Origin of the sequence: Duganella rhizosphaerae, from assembly GCF_040364205.1 — a bacterium.
GTDB lineage: Bacteria > Pseudomonadota > Gammaproteobacteria > Burkholderiales > Burkholderiaceae_D > Rugamonas > Rugamonas rhizosphaerae.
Genome location: NZ_BPWK01000004.1, coordinates 243076 through 267190, shown reverse-complemented (window position 1 = coordinate 267190; position 24115 = coordinate 243076). Strand labels below are relative to the sequence as shown.

The 24115-nt window shown below is 64.6% G+C and carries 22 protein-coding genes; 12 read left to right on the top strand and 10 right to left on the bottom strand.

The genetic code is table 11. The features are described 5' to 3' along the window. Positions 1-173 precede the first annotated feature (173 nt). Both fliD and RUGAMON1_RS11125 read left to right on the top strand, forming a co-directional pair. Positions 174-1553 (top strand): flagellar filament capping protein FliD, encoded by a 1380-nt coding sequence (gene fliD, locus RUGAMON1_RS11130; RefSeq protein WP_445230567.1) that lies wholly within the window; start codon positions 174-176, stop codon positions 1551-1553. A gap of 92 nt (positions 1554-1645) precedes the next feature. Then, on the top strand, positions 1646-2758 hold the full coding sequence (locus RUGAMON1_RS11125) for a polyamine ABC transporter substrate-binding protein (RefSeq protein ID WP_445230566.1): 1113 nt from the start codon (positions 1646-1648) through the stop codon (positions 2756-2758). A gap of 247 nt (positions 2759-3005) precedes the next feature. Here the strand turns inward: RUGAMON1_RS11125 and sixA are convergent, their stop codons facing one another. Further along, positions 3006-3473 (bottom strand): phosphohistidine phosphatase SixA, encoded by a 468-nt coding sequence (gene sixA / locus RUGAMON1_RS11120; protein WP_445230565.1) that lies wholly within the window; start codon positions 3471-3473, stop codon positions 3006-3008. Positions 3474-3515: 42 nt separating this feature from the next. Next, positions 3516-5612, bottom strand: coding sequence for a polyphosphate kinase 1 (gene ppk1, locus RUGAMON1_RS11115; protein ID WP_445230564.1), 2097 nt, complete (start codon positions 5610-5612; stop codon positions 3516-3518). A 326-nt stretch (positions 5613-5938) separates the two neighbouring features. Between ppk1 and pstS the strand changes: the two genes are divergently transcribed. The 7 genes from pstS (at position 5939) to phoR (ending at position 12608) form a co-directional block, all read left to right on the top strand. Beyond that, a complete protein-coding gene (gene pstS / locus RUGAMON1_RS11110) occupies positions 5939-6985 on the top strand; it encodes a phosphate ABC transporter substrate-binding protein PstS (RefSeq protein WP_445230563.1) in 1047 nt (348 codons plus the stop codon). 150 nt (positions 6986-7135) lie between these two features. Beyond that, positions 7136-8134: a phosphate ABC transporter permease subunit PstC gene (pstC, locus tag RUGAMON1_RS11105; RefSeq protein WP_445230778.1), complete on the top strand. Its 999-nt coding sequence runs from the start codon at positions 7136-7138 to the stop codon at positions 8132-8134. Beyond that, complete coding sequence (pstA, locus tag RUGAMON1_RS11100) at positions 8131-9003, top strand: phosphate ABC transporter permease PstA (protein ID WP_445230562.1); 873 nt, start codon at positions 8131-8133, stop codon at positions 9001-9003. The genes pstC and pstA overlap by 4 nt, the downstream gene beginning before the upstream one ends. Before the next feature lie 35 nt (positions 9004-9038). Beyond that, a complete protein-coding gene (gene pstB, locus RUGAMON1_RS11095; protein WP_020706065.1) occupies positions 9039-9839 on the top strand; it encodes a phosphate ABC transporter ATP-binding protein PstB in 801 nt (266 codons plus the stop codon). A 37-nt stretch (positions 9840-9876) separates the two neighbouring features. Next, entirely contained in the window at positions 9877-10590 is a 714-nt protein-coding gene (gene phoU, locus RUGAMON1_RS11090) for a phosphate signaling complex protein PhoU (protein WP_020706066.1), read from the top strand. Positions 10591-10605: 15 nt separating this feature from the next. Continuing rightward, entirely contained in the window at positions 10606-11295 is a 690-nt protein-coding gene (locus tag RUGAMON1_RS11085) for a response regulator (protein ID WP_020706067.1), read from the top strand. Continuing rightward, entirely contained in the window at positions 11295-12608 is a 1314-nt protein-coding gene (gene phoR / locus RUGAMON1_RS11080; protein ID WP_445230561.1) for a phosphate regulon sensor histidine kinase PhoR, read from the top strand. The genes RUGAMON1_RS11085 and phoR overlap by 1 nt, the downstream gene beginning before the upstream one ends. 66 nt (positions 12609-12674) lie before the next feature. Here phoR and RUGAMON1_RS11075 read toward each other — a convergent pair whose 3' ends face one another. The 4 genes from RUGAMON1_RS11075 to RUGAMON1_RS11060 all read right to left on the bottom strand — a co-directional run bounded on the left by RUGAMON1_RS11075 (position 12675) and on the right by RUGAMON1_RS11060 (position 15534). Next, a complete protein-coding gene (locus RUGAMON1_RS11075; protein WP_445230560.1) occupies positions 12675-13220 on the bottom strand; it encodes a hypothetical protein in 546 nt (181 codons plus the stop codon). Between the two features lie 102 nt (positions 13221-13322). Continuing rightward, positions 13323-13805 carry a DUF4844 domain-containing protein gene (locus RUGAMON1_RS11070; RefSeq protein WP_445230559.1) on the bottom strand — a complete coding sequence of 161 codons (483 nt, stop codon included), beginning with the start codon at positions 13803-13805 and terminating at the stop codon, positions 13323-13325. A gap of 4 nt (positions 13806-13809) precedes the next feature. Then, positions 13810-14667, bottom strand: coding sequence for a CPBP family intramembrane glutamic endopeptidase (locus RUGAMON1_RS11065; protein WP_445230558.1), 858 nt, complete (start codon positions 14665-14667; stop codon positions 13810-13812). A gap of 54 nt (positions 14668-14721) precedes the next feature. Then, positions 14722-15534, bottom strand: a complete 813-nt coding sequence (locus RUGAMON1_RS11060; protein WP_445230557.1) for a MipA/OmpV family protein — start codon at positions 15532-15534, stop codon at positions 14722-14724. Between the two features lie 177 nt (positions 15535-15711). On the opposite strand from RUGAMON1_RS11060, the gene RUGAMON1_RS11055 reads away from it, so the two are divergent. Continuing rightward, on the top strand, positions 15712-16374 hold the full coding sequence (locus RUGAMON1_RS11055; RefSeq protein WP_445230556.1) for a glutathione S-transferase family protein: 663 nt from the start codon (positions 15712-15714) through the stop codon (positions 16372-16374). 6 nt (positions 16375-16380) lie between these two features. On the opposite strand, the gene RUGAMON1_RS11050 is transcribed toward RUGAMON1_RS11055, so the two are convergent. Then, complete coding sequence (locus RUGAMON1_RS11050) at positions 16381-16926, bottom strand: phasin family protein (RefSeq protein ID WP_445230555.1); 546 nt, start codon at positions 16924-16926, stop codon at positions 16381-16383. A 252-nt stretch (positions 16927-17178) separates the two neighbouring features. On the opposite strand from RUGAMON1_RS11050, the gene RUGAMON1_RS11045 reads away from it, so the two are divergent. After that, on the top strand, positions 17179-18993 hold the full coding sequence (locus RUGAMON1_RS11045) for an FAD-binding oxidoreductase (protein WP_445230554.1): 1815 nt from the start codon (positions 17179-17181) through the stop codon (positions 18991-18993). On the opposite strand, the gene RUGAMON1_RS11040 is transcribed toward RUGAMON1_RS11045, so the two are convergent. Beyond that, positions 18990-20279 carry a M24 family metallopeptidase gene (locus RUGAMON1_RS11040; RefSeq protein WP_445230553.1) on the bottom strand — a complete coding sequence of 430 codons (1290 nt, stop codon included), beginning with the start codon at positions 20277-20279 and terminating at the stop codon, positions 18990-18992. The genes RUGAMON1_RS11045 and RUGAMON1_RS11040 overlap by 4 nt on opposite strands. A 107-nt stretch (positions 20280-20386) precedes the next feature. On the opposite strand from RUGAMON1_RS11040, the gene RUGAMON1_RS11035 reads away from it, so the two are divergent. Next, complete coding sequence (locus RUGAMON1_RS11035; RefSeq protein ID WP_445230552.1) at positions 20387-21160, top strand: alpha/beta fold hydrolase; 774 nt, start codon at positions 20387-20389, stop codon at positions 21158-21160. 22 nt (positions 21161-21182) lie between these two features. On the opposite strand, the gene RUGAMON1_RS11030 is transcribed toward RUGAMON1_RS11035, so the two are convergent. Together RUGAMON1_RS11030 and nagA are read right to left on the bottom strand one after the other, a co-directional pair. Then, positions 21183-22976, bottom strand: a complete 1794-nt coding sequence (locus RUGAMON1_RS11030; protein ID WP_445230551.1) for an MFS transporter — start codon at positions 22974-22976, stop codon at positions 21183-21185. A gap of 11 nt (positions 22977-22987) precedes the next feature. Further along, a complete protein-coding gene (nagA, locus tag RUGAMON1_RS11025; RefSeq protein ID WP_445230777.1) occupies positions 22988-24100 on the bottom strand; it encodes an N-acetylglucosamine-6-phosphate deacetylase in 1113 nt (370 codons plus the stop codon). Between the last annotated feature and the right edge of the window lie 15 nt (positions 24101-24115).

The window sequence follows — 24115 nt, the reverse complement described above, 5'->3', positions numbered from 1 at the left end:
CGGGGTCAAGTCTGACATTCGGACACGAGCTTTGCCGTAGAAGCCATTACGGCAGAGCTTGTGTCCGAATGTCAGATCTGACCCCGGAGGTGGTGGGGAAAAGATGCTCTGTTCGCGGCTTTGAAATACCGTTTGTGTTGCATACTATGTAACCAACTCAGGCGGAACGGATCATGGCGACCTCCAGCATTACTTCCAGCGGCAATACCGGCAGTCCAACGGTGTCGAACGATATCTACAACCGCGTCCAGCAAACGATGGCATCGCAGAACAGCGCCGCGACCAAGCTGAATACGACGCTGAAGAACGACCAGACCAAGCTGTCGGCGCTCGGCCAGTTGCAAAGCGCGCTGGCGAATTTCCAGTCGATCGCCTCCGGCCTGACCGGCAGCGGCTTGAGCACCAGCGCCGCCACTTCGGTCAAGAACATGCTGACCGCCGCCTCCACCGGCACCGCCAAGGCCGGCACCTATGCGGTCGAGGTCAAGCAGCTGGCGCAAGGGCAGTTCCTTACCAGCGACGCGTTCGCATCTTCCACCGCCAAGATCGGCTCGGGCGCCGCCACCACCGTCAAGATCGACTTCGGCACGGCCGGCGGCGACAAGGGTTTTGCCGTCAACGGCAAGGCGGCCGGCAAGTCCATCACCATCGACAGCAGCAACAACACGCTGGACGGCATCGCCGCCGCGTTCAAGGCGGCCGGCGTGGACGTCAAGGTGGTCAAGGGCGACGACGGCAAGTTCTCGCTGGCGATCGCCGGCCCGAGCGGCGCGGCCAACAGCATGCGCATCAGCGTCAGCGGCGACGCCGCGCTGAAAAACCTGCTCGGCTTCGATCCCGACGGCACCCAGAAACTCAAGCAGACCAGCGCCGGCATGGACGCCATCCTCACCGTCGACGGCAAGGACGTCACCAGCGCCAGCAACACGGTCGACAAGGCCATCGCCGGCGCCACGCTGACCCTGACCGCGGCCGGCAAGACCGATGTCACCATCACCCAGGACGCCAGCCAGATCGGCAGCAACCTGAAATCCTTCGTCAGCGCCTACAACGACTTGAACAAGAAGCTGCAAGCGCTGCAAAAAGGCGACCTGAAGTCCGACACGGCGATGGGCCAGGTCAGCAACCAGCTGAACCTGCTGCTGAAGACGGGCGGCGGCAGCGTCTCGATGTCGGCGCTCAACGCGGCCGGCGTCAGCCAGGACAGCAACGGCCAGCTGGTGATCGACGACAAGAAGCTGAAGGCCGCGCTGGCCAGCGATTCGGCCGCTGTCGGCAAGCTGTTCACCAACAACGGCAAGGGCATCGCCGACCTGTTGTCGGCCAAGGCCTCGGCGCTGACCTCGGACAGCAGCGTGATCAGCAAGGAAGCTGGCATGCTGGGCCGCGAGATCAACAGCATCAACGGCCGCCGCACCGTGCTGACCAAGGCGCTGACGGCGCAGGCGACGGCGCTGGCGGCGCTGTACACGGCCCAGGCCCAGACCGGCGCCGGCAGCGCGCTCAACGGCGCGGCCGGCAAGTCGGGCACGCTGTTCGATATGCTGGGTTAATATTTCAGATTGATATTTCTAACGAATTCCTTGCGTCGAAACTGGCTATGCCCGATCATCACGGCTTGTGATTGATTCCACTCGGAGGGGTTATGGCAGGGAAGTTCGTTGGTGCGGCGTTGGTGGCGGCTGGCTTGATGGCGGGCGCGGGGCAGGTGGCGGCCCAGGCGCAAGAGGAGAAAGTCCTCAACATCTATAACTGGTCGGACTATATCGCCGACGATACCGTCAAAAACTTTGAAAAAGAAACCGGTATCAAGGTTCGCTATGACCTGTTTGATAACAACGAAATCCTCAACTCCAAGCTGGCCGCCGGCAAGTCGGGCTACGACGTCGTGGTGCCGACCGCGCAATGGGCGCGCCTGCAAATCGACGGCAAGCTGCTGCGCAAGCTCGATAAATCCAAGCTGAGCAACCTGAAGAACATGGATCCGGCGATCCAGGCCAAGCTGGCCGGCATCGATCCGAACAATGAATACCTGGTCGACTGGCTGTGGGGCTATACCACGGTCGGCATCAACGTCAACAAGGTCAAGGCCGCGCTGGGCGGCATGCCAATGCCGGACAACGCCTGGGACCTGATCTTCAACCCGAAATACGCGGCCAAGCTGAAGTCGTGCGGCGTGTCCTTCCTCGATTCGCCGTCCGAGGTGCTGCCGGCCGCGCTGCTGTATCTGGGCAAGCCGGCCTACTCGAAGAACGCCGCCGACTACGCCGAGGCGGGCAAGCTGCTGCAGGCGATCCGCCCGAATGTGACGTTGTTCAGCTCGTCGGGCTATATCAACGACATGGCCAACGGCGCGGTGTGCGTGGCGCTGGGCTGGTCGGGCGACATCAACATCGCCCGCCAGCGCGCGATCGACGCCAAGAACGGCAATGTGATCGAGGTGCTGGTGCCGAAGACCTCGGCCGCGCTGGTGTTCGACACCATGGCCATCCCGGCCGACGCGCCGCATCCGAACAACGCCCACCTGTGGATCAACTACATCATGCGGCCCGAGGTGCATGCCAGCCTGACCAACAAGGTGTTCTACGCCAATCCTAACCTGGCCAGCCTGAAGTTCGTGCGCAAGGATATCGCCGGCAACAAGACGGTGTTCCTGTCGGACGCCGACAAGCAGCGCATGGCCGCGCCGGAAGCGGTGCCGGCTGATATCCGCCGCAACATTACCCGCATCTACACCAAGTTCAAAACCGGCCTGTAAACGGCAATCGGCGCCAGCGGCGCCGATTTCTGCTTCAGTGAAGCGGTAGCTATTCGTGATAGCGGTCGACCAATTTGTGTTTGCTGCCGCGCATTTCCTCGATCAATTCATACACTACCAGGGCGATCATCCCTCCGAAGATCCCCATCGTGAGCAAGGTGAACATGGTAACCCTCCCTCAAGTTGTTACAATTAAACTTTAGCAGATGGTTGCCGCTTTACAAGCTCTACGCAGCGTATTTTCCGTTTATTTCACCACCAGGTCGGCCGCCATCACCGCTTTCAGGTAGACGCTGATGGCGTTGCCGGGGTCGCGCTGGGAAAACCACCAGGCGCTGGCCTTGCGGATATCCCATTCCAGGTCGTCGCCCGTCATCAACAGCGAAGCCACCTGGCCCAGCGTGGGCTGGTGGCCGACCACCAGCACCGAATCCTTGTTGCCCGGCCAGTTGGCGGCCTTGAGGATATCGGAGGCGTCGGCGCCCGGCGCCAGATCGGTGTGGATCTTGAACTTGCGCCCCAGCGCCTCGGCCGTTTGCAGGGTGCGCACGGCGGGGCTGCACAGGATGCGGCAGCTGTCGGGCAGCTGGGAATCGAGCCACTGGCCCATGCGGCGCGCCTGCTTCAAACCCTTGACGGTCAGTTCGCGCTCCAGATCGGACATGCCGGGTTCGGCGTCCTCGGCCTCGGCATGCCGCCACAATATGAGATCCATGTTTTTCTCCTGAACGACCTGCGAAAAAAGATCCCGCTCCGTTTATTCTCCCAGATGGGCGCCGGGCATGCCCAGCGTTTCCATCAGGTGCTGCTGGGCGCTGTAGGGCAGCTGCTTGCCGCGCGCCTTGCGGCGCTGGTAGTGGCCGTCCGCTTCCAGCTCCCACGCGTTCATATTATCCTTTAAATAAGGATTCAGTCCTTCCGTCAGCACGCGGCGCTTGAGCGCCTTGTCGAGGATGGGGAAGGCCACCTCGATGCGGCGGAACAGGTTGCGGCTCATCCAGTCGGCGCTGGCCAGCATGACGTCGTGCGCCAGGTCGTTGCGGAAGTAGTAGATGCGGCTGTGCTCGAGGAAGCGGCCGATGATGGAGCGCACCTTGATGTTTTCCGACAGCCCCGGCACGCCCGGCTTGAGCATGCAGGCGCCGCGCACGATCAGGTCGATCTTGACGCCGTCCTTGGAGGCCGCGTACAGCGCGCGTATCACCGATTCGTCGACCAGCGCGTTGATCTTGACGATGATCCGCCCCGGCCGTCCGGCGCGGGCGATGCGCGCCTCGTTGCGGATGGCCTTGATGATCTCGTTGTGCAGCGCGAACGGCGCCAGCCACAGGTGCACCAGCCGGTGCGGCTTGGTCAGGCTGGTCAGGTGGATGAACACTTCGTTGACCTCCTGGCTGATGCCGGGATGGCAGGTCAGCAGGCCGAAGTCGGTGTAGAACTTGGTGGTGGTCGGGTGGTAGTTGCCGGTGCCGAGGTGGGCGTAGAAGCGCAGCTTGTGGTCTTCGCGGCGTATCACCAGCGCCACCTTGGCGTGGGTCTTCAGGCCGACTACGCCGTACACCACCTGGGCGCCGGCCTGTTCCAGCTTGTCGGCCCAGTTGATGTTGGCTTCCTCGTCGAAGCGCGCCTTCAACTCGACGATCACGGTCACTTCCTTGCCCGAGCGCGCGGCCAGGATCAGCGACTCCATCAGGTCCGAGTTCATGCCGGTGCGGTAGATGGTCTGCTTGATCGCCACCACCGCCGGGTCGAGCGCGGCGCTGCGGATGAAGTCGATCACCGTCTGAAAGGTCTGGTAGGGGTGGTGCAGCAGGATGTCGCCGTCGCGCAGGGCGGCGAAGATGTCCGGGCTGCCCGGCTTTTGCGCGATGCCCGGGTAGAACGGCGGGAAGCGTAGCGCCGGGTTGTCGACGTGGTCCATGATCTCGGTCAGGCGCACCAGGTTGACCGGGCCGTTGACGGCGTACAGCCGGCTCTGGTGCAGGCCGAACTGGTCGAGCAGGAACTGCGACAGCTCCGGGGGGCAGTTCTTGGCCACTTCCAGCCGCACCGAGGTGCCGAACTGGCGGCCCTGCAATTCGCCCTTGAGCGCCTGGCGCAGGTTCTTGACCTCGTCCTCGTCGACCCACAGGTCGGAGTCGCGGGTGACGCGGAACTGCGAATAGGCGATCACCTCGCGCCCGGCGAACAGGTCGGAGATGTGGGCGTGGATGATGGACGAGAGCAGGCAGAACGACACGCCGCCGCTTTTCGACAAATGGTCCGGCAGGCGGATCACGCGCGGCAGCACGCGCGGCGCTTTGACGATCGCGATGGCGGTGCCGCGGCCGAAGGCGTCCTTGCCGGACAGCGAGACGATGAAGTTGAGACTCTTGTTGACGACTTGCGGGAAGGGGTGGGCCGGATCGAGGCCGATCGGCGTCAGCAGCGGACGCACCTCGGTGTCGAAGTATTCCTTGACCCAGGCGCGCTGCGCCTCGTTGCGCTCGTTGTGGCGCACCAGGTGCACGCCGTTGGCGGCCAGCTGTGGCAGCACTTCCTGATTGAGGATCTCATACTGGTGGGTCACCAGCGCGTGGCATTCATTGCTGATGCGCGACAGCGTGGCCACCAGCGCCGGGTGGTTGGACAGCGAACCTTCGACGCTGCCGGCCGCCAGCAGGCTGGCCACGCGCACCTCGAAGAACTCGTCCAGGTTGCTGCTGGCGATGCACAGGTAGCGCAACCGCTCCAGCAGGGGGATGCTCTTGTCCTCGGCCTGGGCCAGCACGCGCCGGTTGAACATCAGTTGCGACAGTTCGCGGTCCAGGAACGCGGAGTTCTTGTTTACTTCAGCATGCAAGTCAGGCTTCATGTCTTTTTGTTCACTTTGCAGTTAATCTCATTCTATCCTGTATCGCTTCTGTATAGCGGAAGAATGATGCAACAGTGTAAAGAAGAAATATGACAACTCCGTGACATCCGCTGTCATAAATGACCTGGATGACGCGCCGATTATGACACGATGGGCGTAATATATGGCGTTACCACAGCGGTACCATGGCCTGTTCTCAGAGGAAGAGGGCGCCGTTTTCGGGATGGAATAACTATTTTTGACATATTTCGGCCATGTCATAAACCTGTCATATTGCCCCGGTAGACTGCGCAGCATCCTAACCTGTCATAACAAAAGGACTTGATATGCGAATGAAACAGTTGTTCTCTTCCCTGGTAGTTGGCGTTACCGCCGTCGTGGCATTTTCGTCCGCAGCCCATGCCGCCGATATGACCGGCGCCGGCTCTTCCTTCATGTATCCTATCGCCGCCAAATGGGCCGATATGTACAAAGCCGCCACCGGCAACGGCCTGAACTATCAATCCGTCGGCTCCGGCGCCGGCATCAAGCAGATCAAGGCCAAGACCGTCGACTTCGGCGCGTCCGACAAGCCGCTGAGCGCCGCTGAACTGGACGCCGAAGGCCTGATGCAGTTCCCTGCCATCATGGGCGGCGTGGTCGCCGTGGTCAACATCGACGGCGTCACCCCTGGCCAGCTGAAGCTGACCGGCCCGGTGATCGGCGACATCTACCTGGGCAAGATCACCAAGTGGAACGACGCCGCCATCGCCGCGCTGAACCCTGGCGTGAAACTGCCGGCCGAAGAAATCACCGTGGTGCACCGCGCCGACGGTTCGGGCACCACCTTCCTGTTCACCGACTTCCTGTCGAAAACCAACGCTGAATTCAAGACCAAGATCGGCGCCGACGCTGCCGTGAAATGGGCCGTGGGCGTGGGCGGCAAGGGCAACGAAGGCGTCGCCGCCAACGTGCAGCGCATCAAGGGTTCGATCGGCTACGTCGAGTGGGCTTACGCCAAGAAAAACAAGATGTCGCACACCCAGCTGAAAAACAAGGACGGCAACTTCCTGCAGCCTGACGACGAGTTCTTCAAGGCCGCCGCCGCCAACGCCGACTGGGCCAAGACGCCAGGTTTCGCCGTGGTGCTGACCGACCAGCCAGGCAAGAGCGCATGGCCGATCACCGGCGCGACCTTCGTGCTGATGCACAAGGCCCAGGCCGACGCCGCCAAAGGCAAGGAAGTGATCAAGTTCTTCGAGTGGTCGTTCAAGAACGGCGCCACCGCCGCGACCGAACTGGACTACGTGCCTATGCCTCCTTCGGTGGTCAAGCTGATCCAGGATTCCTGGAAAGCCAACCTGAAAGACGCTTCGGGTAAAGCGATTTACTAATCCTTGCCCACCCTTCGCCGCCGGCAGCACGGGCGGCGAGGGGGCTAGCCTGCGCCGCCCATTGGGGAGGCGCAGGCTAGCTTACATCCACGAGACAACAATATGAGCGCTGATATCACTTCCACGCCCCTGACCAAACCGGAGCCGGCCATGCACACCGCCACCGCCGCCCACGCGGCAGCCGAGCAGGCCGCCACCAAGGCCATGCACCGCACCATGCGCAACCAGCGCATCCAGGATTTCATCTTCCATAAGACCACCATGCTGTTCGCGCTGTCGGTGCTGGCGGTGCTGCTGGGCATCATCGTCTCGCTGCTGGTGGGCGCCTGGCCGGCGTTCAAGGAATTCGGTCCCGGCTTCGTCACCCGCGTCGAGTGGGACCCGGTCAACGACCAGTACGGCGCGGCGATCGCCATCGTCGGCACCCTGGTCACCTCCGGCATCGCGCTGCTGATCGCCTTCCCGGTCAGTTTCGGCATCGCGCTGTTCCTGACCGAGATCTGCCCGGCCTCGCTGCGCCGCCCGCTGGGCACGGCGGTCGAGCTGCTGGCCGGCGTGCCGTCCATCATCTACGGCATGTGGGGCCTGTTCGTGTTCGCGCCGCTGTTCGGCGACTACGTGCAGCCGCTGCTGAAGAACACCATCGGCCACCTGCCCATCATCGGCCAGTTCTTCAGCGGCCCGACCATGGGCATCGGCGTGCTGACGGCGGCGCTGATCCTGGCGGTGATGATCATCCCCTTCATCTCGTCGGTGATGCGCGACGTGTTCGAGATCGTGCCGGCCGTGCTGAAGGAATCGGCCTACGGCCTGGGCTGCACGCGCTGGGAAGTGGTGCGCAAGATCGTGCTGCCGTACACCAAGACCGGCGTGGTCGGCGGCGTCATGCTGGGTCTGGGCCGCGCGCTGGGCGAGACCATGGCCGTGACCTTCGTCATCGGCAACGCCAACAAGCTGTCGTGGTCCTTGTTCGCGGCCGGCAATTCGATCGCCTCGACCTTGGCCAATGAATTCGCCGAGGCCGACACGCCGCTGCACACGTCGTCGCTGTTCGCGCTGGCGTTGATCCTGTTTGTCATTACCTTTATCGTTCTGTCCTCCGCCAAGCTGATGTTGGCGAGCATGTCCCGCAAGGAAGGCGTCAAATGAAGCAAGTAGCTACCTCGTCGCCGGTCAACCCGGTTTACCGCAAGCGCCTGCTGGCGCACCGCATCGGCATCGCCCTGTCCGTGCTGGCCATGTCGGTCGGCCTGCTGGTGCTGGCCTGGATCCTGGTCACGCTGGCCGTCAAGGGCTTCGGCGCGCTCAACCTGCATCTGTTCACGCAGCCGACGCCGTCGCCCGGCAGCGAGGGCGGCGGCGTGTCCAACGCCATCGTCGGCAGCCTGATGATCGTCGGCCTGGCGACGCTGGTGAGCACGCCGGTTGGCGTGCTGGCCGGCATCTACCTGGCCGAATACGGCGAGGAAAACAAGATCGCCAGCCTGACCCGCTTCGTCACCGACATCATGCTGTCGGCGCCGTCGATCGTGATCGGCATGTTCGTCTGGGCGCTGTACGTGGCCACCGTCAACCACTATTCCGGCTACGCCGGCTCGCTGGCGCTGGCGCTGATCGCGGTGCCGGTGGTGGTGCGCACCACCGACAACATGCTGCGCCTGGTGCCCAACAGCCTGCTGGAAGCGGCCTTCGCGCTGGGCGCGCCGCGCTGGAAAGTGGCGATGATGGTGCGCCTGCGCGCCGTCAAGGCCGGCGTGATCACCGGCGTGCTGCTGGCCGTGGCCCGCATCTCCGGCGAGACCGCGCCGCTGCTGTTCACCGCGCTCAACAACCAGTTCTTCAGCGCCGACATGAACCGCCCGATCGCCAACCTGCCGGTGGTGATCTACGGCTTCGCCATGAGCCCGTACGACAACTGGCGCGAGCTGGCCTGGGGCGGCGCGCTGCTGGTGACCTTCAGCGTGCTGGCGCTGAACATCATCTCGCGCACCCTGTTCAGCCAAAAAGTCCCGAATTAAACCCGAATATCAAATTCTGATAAGAGCGATCAACAATGAATACGCAACTGAGCCAAGAGAATGTGGTAGCCGCCAACGGCAAACGTAAAACCATCGAGATTTCGGGCCTGAATTTTTTCTACGGTAAAACCCAGAGCCTGACCAACGTCAACCTGGACGTGCACGAAAAGCAGGTCACGGCCTTCATCGGTCCTTCGGGCTGCGGCAAGTCGACGCTGCTGCGCACGCTCAACCGCATGTACGACCTGTACCCGGGCCAGCGCGCCGAGGGTTCGATCATGTACCGCGGCCGTAACATCCTGGAAGAGGGCCAGGACGTCAACATGCTGCGCGCCAAGGTCGGCATGGTGTTCCAGAAGCCGACCCCGTTCCCGATGTCGATCTACGACAACATCGCTTTCGGCGTGCGCCTGTACGAAGACCTGTCGAAAGGCGAGATGGACGAGCGCGTCGAATGGGCGCTGAAGAAGGCCGCGCTGTGGGGCGAGGTCAAGGACAAGCTGAGCAAATCCGGCCTGTCGCTGTCGGGCGGCCAGCAGCAGCGCCTGTGCATCGCGCGCGGCGTCGCCGTCAAGCCGGACGTGCTGTTGCTGGACGAGCCGACCTCGGCGCTCGATCCGATCTCGACCTCGAAGGTGGAAGAGCTGATCAGCGAGCTGAAGCAGGACTACACCATCGCCATCGTCACCCACAATATGCAGCAGGCGGCGCGCTGCTCGGACTACACCGCCTATATGTACCTGGGCGAGCTGGTGGAGTTCGGCGAGACCGACCAGATCTTCATGAATCCGGCGCGCAAAGAGACGCAGGATTACATCACCGGTCGCTTCGGCTGATCGAACTTATAATAGCAAAACGACTACGGAGCTCAGCATGATCGGTGAACACTCATCCAAGCAGTACGACAACGAACTGGAAGCCATCCGCAGCAAGGTGCTGCTGATGGGCGGCATCGTCGAGACCCAGTTCCTCGACGCCATGACCTGCTTCCGCATCGGCAATCCCGAGCGCGCCGACCGCGTGATGCGCGAGGACGACGCCGTCAACCAGCTGGAAGTGTCGCTGGACGACGCCTGCAGCCACCTGATCGTGCGCCGCCAGCCGGCCGCCAACGATCTGCGCACCATCATGGCGACGATCAAGGTGATCACCGACCTCGAGCGCATCGGCGACGAAGCGACCAAGATCGCCCGCACCGCCAAGGCGCTGCACGCGCGCGGCGCGGTGACCGTCAACCACTACGAGATGGTGCGCGGCATCGCCAACAACACCAGCGACATGCTGCACGACGCGCTGGACGCGTTCGCCCGCAACGACGGCAAGCAAGCCTTGCAGCTGATCGCCCAGGACGCCGTGATCGACCACGAGTTCCGTTCGATCATGCGCAATCTGATCACCTTCATGATGGAAGATCCGCGTACAATCTCGGCCGCGCTGGACACGCTGTGGGTGGCCAAGGCGATCGAGCGCATCGGCGATCACGCCAAGAACATCGCCGAATACGTCATCTACGTCGTCGAAGGCAAGGACATCCGCCACACCAAGACCGCACCGATACCGGACGACGTGCCCGAGCAGGCGCAATAAGAAATAAGAGAAATAATGGCATCCGATAAAACCACCGTACTGATCGTCGAAGACGAGCCCGCCATTGTCGAGCTGGTGACGTTTTCGCTGCGCGAAGCAGGCTGGAACTGCTGCGCCGTGCAAAGCTGTTCCGAGGCCTGGGACTTCATCCAGACCAAGACCCCGCAACTGATCTTGCTGGACTGGATGCTGCCCGACCAGACCGGCCTGCGCCTGCTGGCGCGCATCCGTTCCGACCGCCAGTTCAATGAAATCCCGGTCATCATGCTGACCGCCAAGAGCATGGAAGAAGACAAGCTGGCGGGCCTCAACAGCGGCGCCGACGACTATGTCACCAAGCCGTTCTCGCCGCGCGAGCTGCTGGCGCGCGCCAAGGCGCTGCTGCGCCGCAAGAGCCCGGAGCATGCGCAAGCGACCATGCGCGCGGCCAATGTGATGCTGGACCCGGTCAGCTGCACGGTGTTGATGGACGAGCAGAAGATCGACATCGGCCATGCCGAGTACAAGCTGCTGAAGTTCCTGTTGGCGCATCCGGAACGGGTGTTCTCGCGCAGCCAGCTGCTCGACAAGGTGTGGGGTGACCATGTGGTGATCGAAGAGCGTACCGTCGACGTCCACGTGCTGCGCCTGCGCAAGGCCTTGAAAGAGGCCGAGCATCTGATCAAGACGGTGCGTAGCGTGGGCTACATGCTGTCGGAGAAATAATGAATCCAAAACTGGTGTTCTGGGTGCCGGCCGCGCTGCGCACCGCCATCATCCTGGCGGGCTGCGCGACGCTGGGCTGGATGTTCGGCTGGATACACGGCCTGGTGCTGGCGTTGCTGGCCATGATGGTGATGGTGTTCGTGCAGCTGTCGTATCTCTACCAGTTGAGCAACTGGATGGACGATCCGCAGAGCGCCAAGCTGCCCGACGGCTGGGGCGCCTGGACCAATATCTTCTCGCGCCTGTACCGCATGCGGCGCGACGACGAGAAGAACCAGGCCGAGCTGACCGAATGGCTGGCGCGCTTCCGCCAGGCCATGCACTTGCTGCCGGACGGCGTGGTCATCATGGACGACGTGCTGTTCCTGGAGTGGTGCAATCCGGCCGCCGAGAAGCACCTGGGCCTGACGCACGAGCGCGACAAGGGCATGCGCGTGACCAACCTGGTGCGCAGCCCGGATTTCATGGACTACATCATCCTCGGCCGCTACGAGCAGCCGCTGACGATCAGCTTCCGCGAGCGCAAGCTGATCGTGCATATCATTCCGTTTGAAAACCGCCGGCAAATCCTGGTGACGCACGACGCCACCGAGAGCGAGCGCATCGAAGAGATGCGGCGCGACTTCATCGCCAACGCGTCGCACGAGCTGCGCACGCCGTTGACGGTGATCGTTGGTTTCCTGGAGATCGCCGCTTCCGAGGGGCTCGATGCGGCCACCCGCTCGGCGCACCTGAAGCTGATGACAGAGCAGGGCCATCGCATGCAACACCTGATCGAGGACATGCTGACCCTGTCGCGGCTGGAGTCGGTGGATTATCCGATGCGGCCGGAGCAGGTCGACGTGCCCAAGCTGATGGAGCAGGTATTGCGCGACGCGCGGGCACTGTCTGCCGGCAAGCACGAGATCACCATGGCCGTGAACGGGCCGGACATCATGGGCAGCTACGAAGAGCTGCACAGCGCTTTCGGCAACCTGGCTTCGAACGCGGTGCGCTACACGCCGGCCGGCGGCAAGATCCAGCTGGTGTGGAAAGCGTATGAAGGCGGCGTCAAGTTCATGGTGGAAGATACCGGCATCGGCATCAGCCCTGAGCATATCTCGCGCCTGACCGAGCGCTTCTACCGGGTCGACAAGAGCCGTTCGCGCGAGACCCAGGGCACCGGGCTGGGACTGGCGATCGTCAAGCACGTGCTGCTGCGCCATGGCTCGACCTTGCAGATCAAGTCGGAGGCCGGCAAGGGCAGCTCCTTCATCGTCTGCCTGCCGAAGACCGCCATCGTGCAGCAGCAGCCGGAGTTGCTACTTAACTAATGCGTTCAGGGGTTTTTGTCGACTTCGTCATGGGTGCCGCAGTTACGCATGAACGCTGTGTGGTTCTCAAACGTAAAGCTGGCTTTGTGCGAGTCGTTGCTGGTCAAATGACTCGTATAGACCTTGAATTTTGTTCAGCGCGTTATCCAGCTGGTCCTGATTAGTCACCAACCAGGGGGCGCCTCGCGAGTCGCTGGTCGCATCATGTTCGGCGATTTCCCATTGCAGCTTGTTCGCGGTCGTGTACGTTTCTTCTGTGATGTTGCGTAGATCAGCGATGGCTTGTTGAAGCTTGAGGCTGTTTGGAAGCTGGCGCTCTTCCTGTTGCAGGTCTAAGATTCTGCGGCGGACGATGCGCAGGCTTTCCTTCATTTTTTCCAAACGGCCATGTATCGCCATTTCTGGATCCAGGATGTCTGGGGTCAAGGTCGCCCGAACCTTTGCAACCTGATGCTCCAAGCGCAAGCGCTGAGCGCTTACCACACGCGAGGCATTTTCAAAGTCGCGAATGTTTAGCTGTCGCTGATCGCCTTCGGCCAGGTCTACCGTCTGTGCGACGTTGGCCAAAGTGTCTTGAATCTCAATATTTGACGTTTCAGAAAGCAGCATCATCGCGTCCTTTTGAAGTCGCTATCCACACTGCCTATAACAATACTCTTCGTGGCTTTGCCGTCAAGCGTGCGATGATCTGGCTGTCTGTCCTATACCCCCTGCTCAGCCTATCATCCAGCCATATGGAAAGCCATAGCGCCAGACGTTGAACAGTTCGGCGCTATCGCTGACGCCGATAATGACCATCATGTGCTGCAGGTAGGACAGGAATTGATCGCGCTCCTCGGATTCGGCGCTATCGAACTTTCCCAATGCGGACTTGAACGTCTTCAGGACAAAAGATCGGCGTGCATGTGATGGAAGATCCGTCATCAACGTGACGAGGACTGCGTCGACTTCCGCCTGCGCCTGCGCCCGTACGCTCTCGTTCGGCGCGCCGGGATACGCGTGCAGCAGGTCCGGCAGGAATTTCTGCTCCGCCTTCAGTTGCGCGAGCTGGGCCCGCATCGTTGGCGTGACGACGATCGCGCGGTCGGACAGACCGGTTGGCCAGACTACAAAAAGCAAACCGGAGACGCCGCTGGCGATGACGGCGCTTACCGCAAGCACGATTGCGAGCAAAATTTTCGTGAAGCTGAAATTCATTTAATTATGGGTAGGTGAAGAAGATGAAGTGCACGGCGTTGAGCGCGATGTGCACGAGGATGGGCGCTTCGATGCGCTGCGTGATGTGGTAAACGTAGGCATAGCCCAGGCCGGCAACCGAGGCGAGCAAGGCGTACAGCGGACCGCCCGCCAGATGGGCGGCGCCGAACAGCAGGGCGGAGCAGATCAGCGCCACCCACGCGGCATGACGGAAGCCGGACAGCGCCGATACCAGTCGTGCTTGCAGGAAGCCGCGGAAGAACGCCTCTTCGGCGACCACCGTGAAGAACAGATTCACCGCGAGGAATTGCAGTGTGACCTCCGGCAGCTTGAATGCCGGCTGCACGAAGCCGACGCCGGTGGCAAACGCCATCACGGCCGCCACGGTGAGCAACAGCACCGGCCCAGTCTTCCTCAGCACGCCGCCAAATTCAGCCAGCGACGCAGTGCGATGGCAAAGGAAGGCCAGCAGTATCAGGCCGACCGCGCCCTTGTCGAAATTCGCATACTGCGTAAACGGCTTGGCGCCGGCCGAGAACACCGCGCCGGCGATCACCACCGGATTGCTGAACCCCGGCAGCTTGTGGATCGCCAGCGCAAACGCCAGCACCAGCGTGACCACGCCAAACACAACCCGCAGATATTTTTTGGACGCCGCACCGGTCAGCCAGGCCGCGCCGCCGAACAAGGCCAGCGCGATGAAGGCCGGCGCCTGCAGCACGCCCGACAGCGCGCCGCACAGCAGCGCCACGGCAAACAAGGCTTGCCATGGCGCGAGCGGGAGGTGGGAAAAACGTGGGAGCCAGACGGCCCCAACAGACAGCGCGAGGGCGATAAAGGTCAGCAGCGTGAGAGTCGGCATGTGAGGGAAACGGTAAATTGAATTTCCCTCAATAGTATCATCCAGCTAAGCGGCTTAGAACTTATAGGCAACACCCGTCATCAGCAACGGCGTGGTCTTGCGCTTGGTCAGCGGGCTGTCGGCGGCATCGGAGGCCAGCTGCGTCACGCCGAGCACCGTGTGCACCGACCAGTTCTTGTCGAGCACGTGGTTCCAGCTGACGCTGGCCGCGACGTTGGCAATGCCGCTCTTGGCGGTGTAAGCCTTGTAGCCGGAGGCGGCGCTTTGCGCGGTGGTCACGCCGAAATAGGTTTGCATGTGCTTCTTGTCGGCGTACTCGGTCGACAGGCTCAGGCCGACCTGGTCGCTGGCGGTGGTGTACAGCGACGTCGACGCGCCCAGCGTGTAGGTGGCGCCGTGCTCGCGGTGCGCCAGGTTCTGCGTGGTGCCCAGGCTGATGCCGACGGTGCCCAACTGATAGCTGGCGCCCAGCACTGCCTGGACCGCGCCCTGGATGTCGCCCATGCCCTTGAGCGCGTCGGAGCCCTCGAAGGTATTGCGCTTGTGGTCGGCGCGCGCGCCGCCGTAGCTCAGCGCCGCGCTCAGGCCGACGCCGCTCGCGCTGGTCTGGAAGCCGATGCCGCGCATGGTGCTGAGGAAGATGCCATTGTCGAAAGTGCGTTCGATGTAGGGCAGCGGCACCACGCGGCTTTTCTTGCTGCCGGCGTATTCCGGCACATAGGCGATGCCGCCGCCCACGGTCAGGCTGTCGCCGGCGGCGGGCGCGGTTTGCGGACCGGACGACGAAGGCAGGTCGAGGGCGTCGGCGTGGCTGTTGCCGCTGAAGGCGCAAAGGGAGGCGAGGGCAAGGCTAATGGCAAGGCGCATGAAGGATCCTGTGAGATGATGGTTCGGAGGTCCGCCGGCGCTTGTCAGAGTGGGCCCGGCGTATGACGGAGCGAAGTGTCGCAACATTTCCCGTCCGCCGCTACCGGCTTGTCTGAAGTATCATCTGCTGAATTGATTGGTACCGCGTGGCGGTGCCCGACCTCCTGAGAGCCAACCATGTCCCTGACGCTGTACTACCATCCACTGGCCTCGTTCTGCCACAAAGTGCTGATCGCGCTGTACGAGAACGCCACGCCGTTCGAACGGCGCCTGATCAACCTGGGCGACGAAGCCGACCGCGCCGAGCTGGAAGCGATCTGGCCCTTGTGCAAGTTCCCGGTGCTGCGCGACCACCAGCGCGGGCGCGACGTGCCGGAGACCTCGGTCATCATCGAATACCTGGACCGCTACTTTCCCGGCCCGCAGGATTTGATCCCGGCCGACTGGGACGCGGCGCTCGATGTGCGCCTGTGGGACCGCTTCTTCGACAACTATGTGCAGGAGCCGGTGCAGACCATCGTCGGCGGCCACCTGAGCGGCCTGCAGTGCGACCAGACCAAGGAGCGCACCAAGCTCAAGACGGCGTACAAGATGATCGAGAAGCGCATGGCCACGCGCAGCTGGATGTGCGGCGACGCCTTCAGCATGGCCGATTGCGCGGCGGCGCCCGCGCTGTTCTACGCCGCCACGCTGTTGCCGTTCCCCGAGGAATACCAGCACCTGAACGGCTACTTCGAGCGGCTGGTGGGCCGCCCGTCGGTCAAGCAGGTGCTGGACGAAGCGAAACCGTACTTCTCGATGTATCCCTTCATCGAGGATATTCCGGAACGCTTCCTGTAACGGCGCCTAGTTCTTGTTGCCCGAGGCGCCGGCATGCTCGTCGGCGCTCTGCATCGAGGCCGGTTGCGCCATCGAACCGTTCTGCGCCGCCACGCTGGCGAAGTGGTGGGCCTGGTCGATGATTTCCTTGCCGGCAGCCTTGCCCTGGCGCAGCTGCTGGTCGACCTGGGCGACGGCCTTGTGCGTGACCGCCTCGGCCAGCTCGGTCGCGGTGCGCGCCGCCTGCGGCGCATGCTGCTGCACCACCTGGTTGATGCTGGTCTGATACTCGCTGGCGATCTGGTTCAGCTGCTGCTGCCACGCCTGCAGCTTGTGCGCCGCCTGTTCGGTCGACGGCGTGCCGGCCTGCGTGCGCTCCGCCTGCGGGGTCAGCAGGGCGGTGCGCAGCGCTGCGGTGGAATCCTGAAGCCAGTCGCGGCTGAATTGCAGGTTCACCTCGGACAGCTGGCGCACCGATTGCAGGGTGGCGAGCGTCAGGTCGCTGAAATAGTCGATGCGGGCGAGCGCGTGATTTTTTGCTGCTGGCGAAATGGTTTCCACAAACGAATTCATGTACTTCTCCTGGATGGTGTTGGGCCAAAGAGAGCGTGCTGTTACAGGCGCTCTGGCCGGACGCCTGTAGCACTATCTTGGCAGGTGCGGCCTGTTTTTGCCACACCAGAGCTTGCCGGCATCATTCGTTTTGCCTGGTCAATAGATTATCCGCTTCGCCACGCCCTTGTCCGTCTCGCCACATAGCGGTGGACCGGCGGCGGACGGCTGCGCTAAGGTGGCGCTGTCCCTATCACTCATGAAAGCCAGTCCATGAAAAGAAGAAGCTTGCTCAAGTCGGTGGCGGCCTTGCCGCTGATTTCGCTGACCTCGTTGCCTGCGTGGAGCGCCGCCGCCACCGCGCCGCGCCGCCGCGTGCGCCCCGGCGACGCCGCCTGGCCGTCGGCCACGGCCTGGCAGCAATTGAAGGCGCGGGTCGATGGCCGCCTGCTCAAGCTGGATGCGCCGTTCGCCGCCTGCGCCGCCAGCGCCGTTGCGCCGGCCTGCACCGCCGCGCTGGACGAGCTGAAAAACACCTACGCCATCGGCGACCAGCCGGCGCTGACGCAGACCAGCGGCTGGCTGGACGCCTGGTCCTCGCAGCCGAGCGCCTACGCGGTGGCGGCGCGCGGCACGGCCGACGTGGTGGCGGCGGTCAACTTCGCGCGCGAGCATAATCTGCGGCTGGTGGTCAAAGGCGGCGGCCACAGCTACCAGGGCACGTCCGACGCGCCCGATTCGCTGCTGGTCTGGACGCGCCAGATGAACGACGCCACCTTGCAACCGGCCTTCGTCGCCCAGGGCTGCAACGACGCGCCGCAGCCGGCCGTCACGCTGGGCGCGGGCGCGATGTGGATCGACGCCTACGACGCCGTCACCACGCGCGGCGGCCGCTACGTGCAGGGCGGCGGCTGCACCACGGTCGGCGTCGCCGGGCTGGTGCAGAGCGGCGGCTTCGGCAGCTTCTCCAAGAACTACGGCACCGCCGCCGCCGGCCTGCTGGAAGCGGAGGTGGTGACCGCCGACGGCCAGGTGCGCATCGCCAACGCCTGCACCAACCCCGAGCTGTTCTGGGCCTTGAAGGGCGGCGGTGGCGGCAGCGTCGGTGTGGTCACGCGGCTGACGCTGCGCACGCGCGAACTGCCGGAGACCTTCGGCGCGGTGTTCTTCACCATCAAGGCCGGCTCCGACGACGCCTACCGCGCGCTGATCGCGCAGGTGCTGGCGTTCTACGCCGGCGCGCTGTTCAACGCCAACTGGGGCGAGCAGATCGGCTTCAACACCGGCAACACGGTGGACGTGTCCATGGTGTTCCAGGGCCTGAACCAGCAGCAGGCGGAGGCGGTGTGGGCGCCGTTCCTGGCCTGGCTGGGCGAGCGGCCCGAGTACACGCTGGAGAAACCGTTCCGCGCGGTGGCGCTGCCGGCGCGGCAGTTCTGGAACGTGGCCTTCTTCAAGAAATACGCGCCCGGCTTCATGCTGGCCGACGAGCGTCCCGGCGCCCCGGCGCACCACGGCGTGTGGAAGGGCGACGCCGAGGACGCGGGCTGGTTCATCCACGGCTACCAGTCGGCCTGGCTGCCGGCCACGCTGCTGGCCGCCGAGCAGCAGGCGCGGTTGGCCGACGCGCTGTTCCGCAGCACGCGGCACTGGCGCGTCGGCCTGCACTTCAACAAGGGACTGGCCGGCGCCTCGGCCGCCGACCTGGCCGCCGCGCGCGACACGGCGATGAATCCCGACGTGCTGGGCGCCTTCGCGCTGGCCATCATCGCCGGTGGCGACGGCCCGCGCTATCCGGGCATGCCAGGCGCGCAAGAGGATGCGGAGAAGGGCGCGCAGCGCGGCCGTGAACGGGCCGCCGCGATTGGCCGGGCGATGGCGGAACTGTACAAGGCCGCGCCCAAGGCCGGCTCCTACGTGTCGGAGAGCGACTACTTCCTCAAGGACTGGCAGGCCGCGTTCTGGGGCGCCAACTACGAGCGGCTGGCGCGCGCCAAGCGGCAGTACGATCCGCACGGCCTGTTCTTCGTGCGCCACGGCGTCGGCAGCGAGACGTGGAGCGACGACGGCTTCACGCGCAAGGGCTAGCGCGGCACCAGCAGCAGCTCCTTCTGGCGTCCGCTGATGTAGCGGATGCCGGCTTGGTCGAAGTAGGCGTCTTCCTCCAGCATGATGCGCACCGGCTCCGCGTAGCCCGGCAGCGCGGTGGCCGCATTGAGCTCGATCGAGTAGGCGGTGCGGTAGCGCAGCGCCTCGTCGCCGCTGCCCGGCACGCCGTCCTGCATGTCCCACATGCCGATGGTCGGGCCGGCCGCGTGGCCGTGGTAGCCGATCGGATGGGTGTAGATGGTCGGGTTCAGGTTCTCGGCGCGCGCCTGCGCCAGCGCCGCGGCCAGCATCTGGTTGCCGGTGCGGCCGTGGCGGAACTGCGCGGTCAGGATATCCTGCAGGCGGTTGGCGCGGGCGAAGGCCTGCACCAGCGCGGCCGGCGCGGCGCTCTCGCCGGGCTTGAGCACATAGGCATGCTGCTGCACGTCGGTGTTCAGGCGCAGGTAGGTGATGCCGATGTCCACGTGCAGCAGGTCGCCGGGGATGATGACGTCGGCGTTGGCCAGGCCCTTGCCGGCGCGCTGGATCTCCACCGACGGGTGGAACCAGGTGTCGTAGCCCAGGTCGCGGATCTTCTGGCGGAACCACCACACCACGTCCTCGCTGGTGGTGATGCCGGGCGTGATCACGCGCTCGGAAAAACCTTCGGCGATGATCTTGTGCGTGGCGTCGACCAGCTGTGGATAGATCTGCATCTCGCGTTCGGTGCGGGTCTCCAGCCAGCGCACCGCCAGTGGCTCGGCCGACACCACCCTGGTGCGGTATTCGGGCGGCAGCGCTTGCAGCAGCTCGGCGTAGTCGGTGTGGTCGATGCCGTCGGCGTGGCCGAAATGGCGCGAGGTGTCGAGCGCGATTTTGCCCGGCTTGCGCTGCTGGATCAGCGCCACCAGCGCCGCCCACTGTTCGGGGAATTTCTGCGTGTCCCATGCGGCGGCGATGCTCTTGCCGACGTTGTAGCGCGCCACCGCCAGCTTGTCGACGCGGCCGCTGGCCGGATCGCGGTAGAACAGCAGCACCGTGCGGCGGCGCGCGTTGAGCCACTCGGCCGGCAGCATGGTCTTGAGCACCGGGTCTTCGTTGTATTCGCGCGAGACCACGATCCACATATCGATGCCGGTCTGCGCCATCATGTCCGGCAGCAGCGTGTCGAAGCGTTCGGCCAGCAGCTGGTTGATCACCGCCGCCTGTTCGCGTACGGGCAGCACCTGGGCCGGCGCATGGGCGGCCGCCAGCAGCAGGGACATCGCAAGGAGATATTTTTTCATGCGCCCATTTGACCACAGCGCCCGGCGAAGTCAATCAACTAGCTGCATACTTGTTAAAAAAGCACTCTTGCGTTACGCTGGAGCCAGCCCACACACAAGGAGCAAGCATGGCATCGATTTTCTACTTGCATGGCGGCCCAGGCCTGAGCGTCGCCATTGAAAGCACGCGCTTCCCGCAGGCCTGCGACGTGGAATGGTGGCAGCAGCCGCCTGCGGCGCCGTGCGCGCAGCGCCCCTACCTGGATTTGCTGGAGGCCACGCTGGCCGGGTTTCGCCGCAGCGCGCAGGCGCACGGCGCGCCGCTGACCGTGATGGCCAGTTCCTTCGGCGCGCACCTGGCGACCCATGTCGCCAACCACGCGCCGGAACTGGTGGCGCGCGTGGTGCTGCTGGCGCCGACTTATAATCCCGAACAGGCCGCGCTGCGGCTGGCGCGGCACGCGCTGGCGCGCAACGCCGGCCATGCAGACGCCCCCAAGGTCGCCGCGGCGCTGGCGGCCTACGAAGCGTCACCGGGGCGGGCGCGCTTTTGGGACGTGTTCGGCGTGCTGCAACTGCTGCCGGATGTGCCGTCCTTGTATTTCGGCCCGGATGCCGGCGATGCGCCGCGCCATTTCCTCGAAGTGCTGCAACAGCCGGGCGCCTTCGACGGCCCGACCTCGGTCGCCGTGTCGGATGACTTTGCGGCCAGCTTCCAGCCGCCGGGGCGCAGCGCCTTCAACGGACCGGTCTCGGTGCTGTTCGGCCGCCATGATCCGATGATCGATGCGGAACGGGATGGCGCCATCTGGCGCGCCATCTTCCCGCAAGCGAATGTGCGCCTGGTCGACAGCGGCCACTTCCCGCTGCTCGAAACGTCGCTCGAAGCCTGCCTGGCCTAAGCCGCCCGCGCCTGCCGCGCGCTCAGCGCGAAAAGTGGGCGTCGATTTCTTCCAGCGTCTTGCCCTTGGTTTCGGGCAGCAGGAAGGTGGCGGTCAGGAAGTACAGCAGCGCGCAGCCGGCGCCGTAGAAGAACAGCGTGGCGTAGCCATACTGGCCGACCGTCGGCAGGAACACCGCCGCGATCACGGTGGACACGAACTGGTTGATCAGCAGCGCCACGCTCATGCCGTTGGAGCGGATACGGTTGGGCATCAGCTCCGACAGCGCCAGCCACACGCACACGCCGGGGCCGACCGCGAAGCTGGCGACGAACAGGCAGATCGCCAGCGCCACCTGCCAGCCGTGTGTGGACGGCGGCACCGCCGACAGGTGCGCCTGCTCGATGCGCAGCGGAGCGCCGACCGCTTCGGCCGGATCGGCGAACGGATTCAGATGCAGGCGGCGGAAGAAGGCGCCGATCACGCTGTCCGCCTGCACCGTGTCTTCACGGGCGACGCGCAGCAGCGGCAGCGCCGGATCGTCGCTGCGGCGGCTTTGCACGTTGGTGAATGGGCCGTAGGAATAGGCGATCGACAGCTGCATCGGCGCGCCATCGGCCGGTGTGGCGCCCAGCGTCTGCAGGGTGGCCGGGTCGAGACGCAGTTCCAGGGCTTCGGCGTGCACGCGCGTTTGCAGCATGGCGCTGATGTCGCGCTGCTCGCCCTCCACGCTGCGGAACAGCAGGCCGGCCGTCAACAGCGCCAGCACGATGCCGCCGGTGCCCAGCATCATCAGGAACTTGCGGCCCTTGCGGTCCACCAGCGCCACCGCCACCACCGTCATCACCGCGTTGAGCACCTTGAGCGCGACGTCGGCCATGTTGGCGGTGGCGCCGGGCAGGCCGGCCTGGTTCAGGATCGTGACCACATAGGCCAGGATGGAATTGATGCCGGTCGCCTGCGTCAGGGCCAGCACCAGGCAGGCCAGCAGGAAGGGCAGCACGTAGCGGCGGCTCAGCAGTCGATCGTTGACCACCGCGCCGCCGGTCGACGTCACCGGCGACAGTGCCAGTTCGATGTCGCGCAGTTCCGCTTCCGCCTCGGCGGCGGGACGGGTGCGCAGCAGCGCGGCGCGGGCCTGGGCGATGCGGCCCTTGCGCGCCAGCCAGCGCGGCGATTCCGACAGCAGCAGGCCGCCCAGCGTGAACACCAGGCCCGGAGCCAGGCACACCCAGAAGATGCTGCGCCATGCGTGGTCCTTGGCCGCGAACACGGCGTCGGCGCGGGCCGCCTCCGCCAAGTGCTGCGCCGCCGCCGTGGCGGTTTCCACCGTCTGCGCCTGGAACAATCCGATCAGCGCCGCCGCCACCAGGCCGATGGTCAGCAGCAGCTGGAACAGCGCCGCGCCGCGGCCGCGATGGCGCGCATGCAGGCACTCGGCCAGGTACAGCGGCACCACCACGCCGATCAAGCCGCCGCTGACGCCTTGCAGCAGACGGCCCAGCATCAGCGGCAGGTAGCCGTCGGCCAGCGCGATCAGCGGTATGCTCAAGGTGAACAGGGCGCCGGCCAGCACCATCGCCGCGCGTCGTCCGACCAGGTCGGCCAGCGCGCCGGCGAACAGCGACGACAGCACGGACCCCAGCAGCACCGCCGCGACGATAAAGCCCAGCTGCTGCGCGCTCAGCTTCCACGCCACCGACGCCGTCGATTCCAGATAGGGCAGAGCGCCGGCGATGATGCCGACGTCTATCCCGTAAAGCAGCCCTCCCATACCGGCGATAAACAGCAGAAAGCCCATGGCGCGGGCGGGTGCGGTTGGCAGGGTGGCTTGCATCGAAACTCCGGCTAGTGTGAAGAAAGATCGATGGCTTCGCCTTCAACGAAGACGGCCACCGGCTGCAGATCGGCATTCAAAACGACGAGGTCGGCCCAGGCGCCGGGCGCCAGGCGGCCGCGCTCCGTCTCGCCCAGGTAGTCGGCGGGGTAGAGCGACAATCGGTTGGAGGCGTCGGCCAGGTCCAGCCCGAGGCCGACGAAATTGCGCAGCGCCTGGTCCATGGTCAGCACCGAGCCGGCCAGCGAGCCGGTGGCCAGCCGCACGCAGCCCAGGCACTTGTAGACGCGCTGGCTGCCCAGCCCATACTCGCCGTCCGGCATGCCGGTGGCCGAGGTGGCGTCGGTCACGCCGTACAGGCGCGGGATGGCGCGCAGCGCGGCGCGGATCGCGCCTTCGTGCACGTGCTGAAGGTCGGGGATGATCTCGGCGTATTCGGCGTGCGCCAGCGCGGCGCCAGCGATGCCGGGGTGGCGGTGGTTGAGCGCCGTCATGCCGTTGAACAGATGGGTGAAGCCGGCCGCGCCGGCGTTGAGCGCGGCCACGCCGTCCTCGTAGCTGCCGTTGCTGTGGCCCAGCTGCACGCGGATGCCCATCTGCCTGAGCATCGGGATCAGGTCCAGGTGGCCGTCCACTTCGGTGGCCAGGGTCAGCACGCGGATGGCCGCCAGCTCGTGATAGCTGCGCACCAGCTCCAGGCTGGCCACGGCCACCGCGTCGGCCGGCTGCGCGCCGAGGCGGTGGATGCTCAGGAACGGCCCCTCCAGGTGCACGCCCAGCATGCGCGCGGCGCCGGCCGGGCGTTCGGCGATCACGCCGGCCAGGCCCTTGAGCGCGCGGCGGATCGAATTGTCGGTGGCCGTCATGGTGGTGCCCAGCATCGCCGTGGTGCCGTGGCGCGCGTGGCTGCGCGCCACACTGGCGCCGGCGTCGCCGCCCTGCATGATGTCGACGCCGGCGGCGCCGTGCACGTGCAGGTCGATAAAGCCGGGCAGGATGGTTAGGCCGCTGCTGTTGCCGGCCTGCGCGTCCGCCTGGATGGTTTGAATACGCCGGGTTTGCTCGCTGAAGGCGATGCTGCCCGTGATCCAGCCTTGTGGTGTGAGGATTCTGCCGCTTAACACTTCGTTGCTTAACAC

Excerpts from the sequence above, each read along its gene's own strand:
- RUGAMON1_RS11065 (WP_445230558.1), bottom strand. The coding sequence starts at position 14,667 with ATGCCGACTCTCACGCTGCTGACCTTTATCGCCCTCGCGCTGTCTGTT.
- RUGAMON1_RS11030 (WP_445230551.1), bottom strand. The coding sequence starts at position 22,976 with ATGCAAGCCACCCTGCCAACCGCACCCGCCCGCGCCATGGGCTTTCTG.
- RUGAMON1_RS11070 (WP_445230559.1), bottom strand. The coding sequence starts at position 13,805 with ATGAATTTCAGCTTCACGAAAATTTTGCTCGCAATCGTGCTTGCGGTA.
- pstA (WP_445230562.1), top strand. The coding sequence starts at position 8,131 with ATGAAGCAAGTAGCTACCTCGTCGCCGGTCAACCCGGTTTACCGCAAG.
- phoU (WP_020706066.1), top strand. The coding sequence starts at position 9,877 with ATGATCGGTGAACACTCATCCAAGCAGTACGACAACGAACTGGAAGCC.
- RUGAMON1_RS11045 (WP_445230554.1), top strand. The coding sequence starts at position 17,179 with ATGAAAAGAAGAAGCTTGCTCAAGTCGGTGGCGGCCTTGCCGCTGATT.
- pstC (WP_445230778.1), top strand. The coding sequence starts at position 7,136 with ATGCACACCGCCACCGCCGCCCACGCGGCAGCCGAGCAGGCCGCCACC.
- ppk1 (WP_445230564.1), bottom strand. The coding sequence starts at position 5,612 with ATGAAGCCTGACTTGCATGCTGAAGTAAACAAGAACTCCGCGTTCCTG.
- RUGAMON1_RS11035 (WP_445230552.1), top strand. The coding sequence starts at position 20,387 with ATGGCATCGATTTTCTACTTGCATGGCGGCCCAGGCCTGAGCGTCGCC.
- RUGAMON1_RS11050 (WP_445230555.1), bottom strand. The coding sequence starts at position 16,926 with ATGAATTCGTTTGTGGAAACCATTTCGCCAGCAGCAAAAAATCACGCG.
- RUGAMON1_RS11085 (WP_020706067.1), top strand. The coding sequence starts at position 10,606 with ATGGCATCCGATAAAACCACCGTACTGATCGTCGAAGACGAGCCCGCC.
- RUGAMON1_RS11075 (WP_445230560.1), bottom strand. The coding sequence starts at position 13,220 with ATGATGCTGCTTTCTGAAACGTCAAATATTGAGATTCAAGACACTTTG.
- sixA (WP_445230565.1), bottom strand. The coding sequence starts at position 3,473 with ATGGATCTCATATTGTGGCGGCATGCCGAGGCCGAGGACGCCGAACCC.
- RUGAMON1_RS11060 (WP_445230557.1), bottom strand. The coding sequence starts at position 15,534 with ATGCGCCTTGCCATTAGCCTTGCCCTCGCCTCCCTTTGCGCCTTCAGC.
- RUGAMON1_RS11125 (WP_445230566.1), top strand. The coding sequence starts at position 1,646 with ATGGCAGGGAAGTTCGTTGGTGCGGCGTTGGTGGCGGCTGGCTTGATG.
- RUGAMON1_RS11040 (WP_445230553.1), bottom strand. The coding sequence starts at position 20,279 with ATGAAAAAATATCTCCTTGCGATGTCCCTGCTGCTGGCGGCCGCCCAT.
- phoR (WP_445230561.1), top strand. The coding sequence starts at position 11,295 with ATGAATCCAAAACTGGTGTTCTGGGTGCCGGCCGCGCTGCGCACCGCC.
- RUGAMON1_RS11055 (WP_445230556.1), top strand. The coding sequence starts at position 15,712 with ATGTCCCTGACGCTGTACTACCATCCACTGGCCTCGTTCTGCCACAAA.
- fliD (WP_445230567.1), top strand. The coding sequence starts at position 174 with ATGGCGACCTCCAGCATTACTTCCAGCGGCAATACCGGCAGTCCAACG.
- pstS (WP_445230563.1), top strand. The coding sequence starts at position 5,939 with ATGCGAATGAAACAGTTGTTCTCTTCCCTGGTAGTTGGCGTTACCGCC.
- pstB (WP_020706065.1), top strand. The coding sequence starts at position 9,039 with ATGAATACGCAACTGAGCCAAGAGAATGTGGTAGCCGCCAACGGCAAA.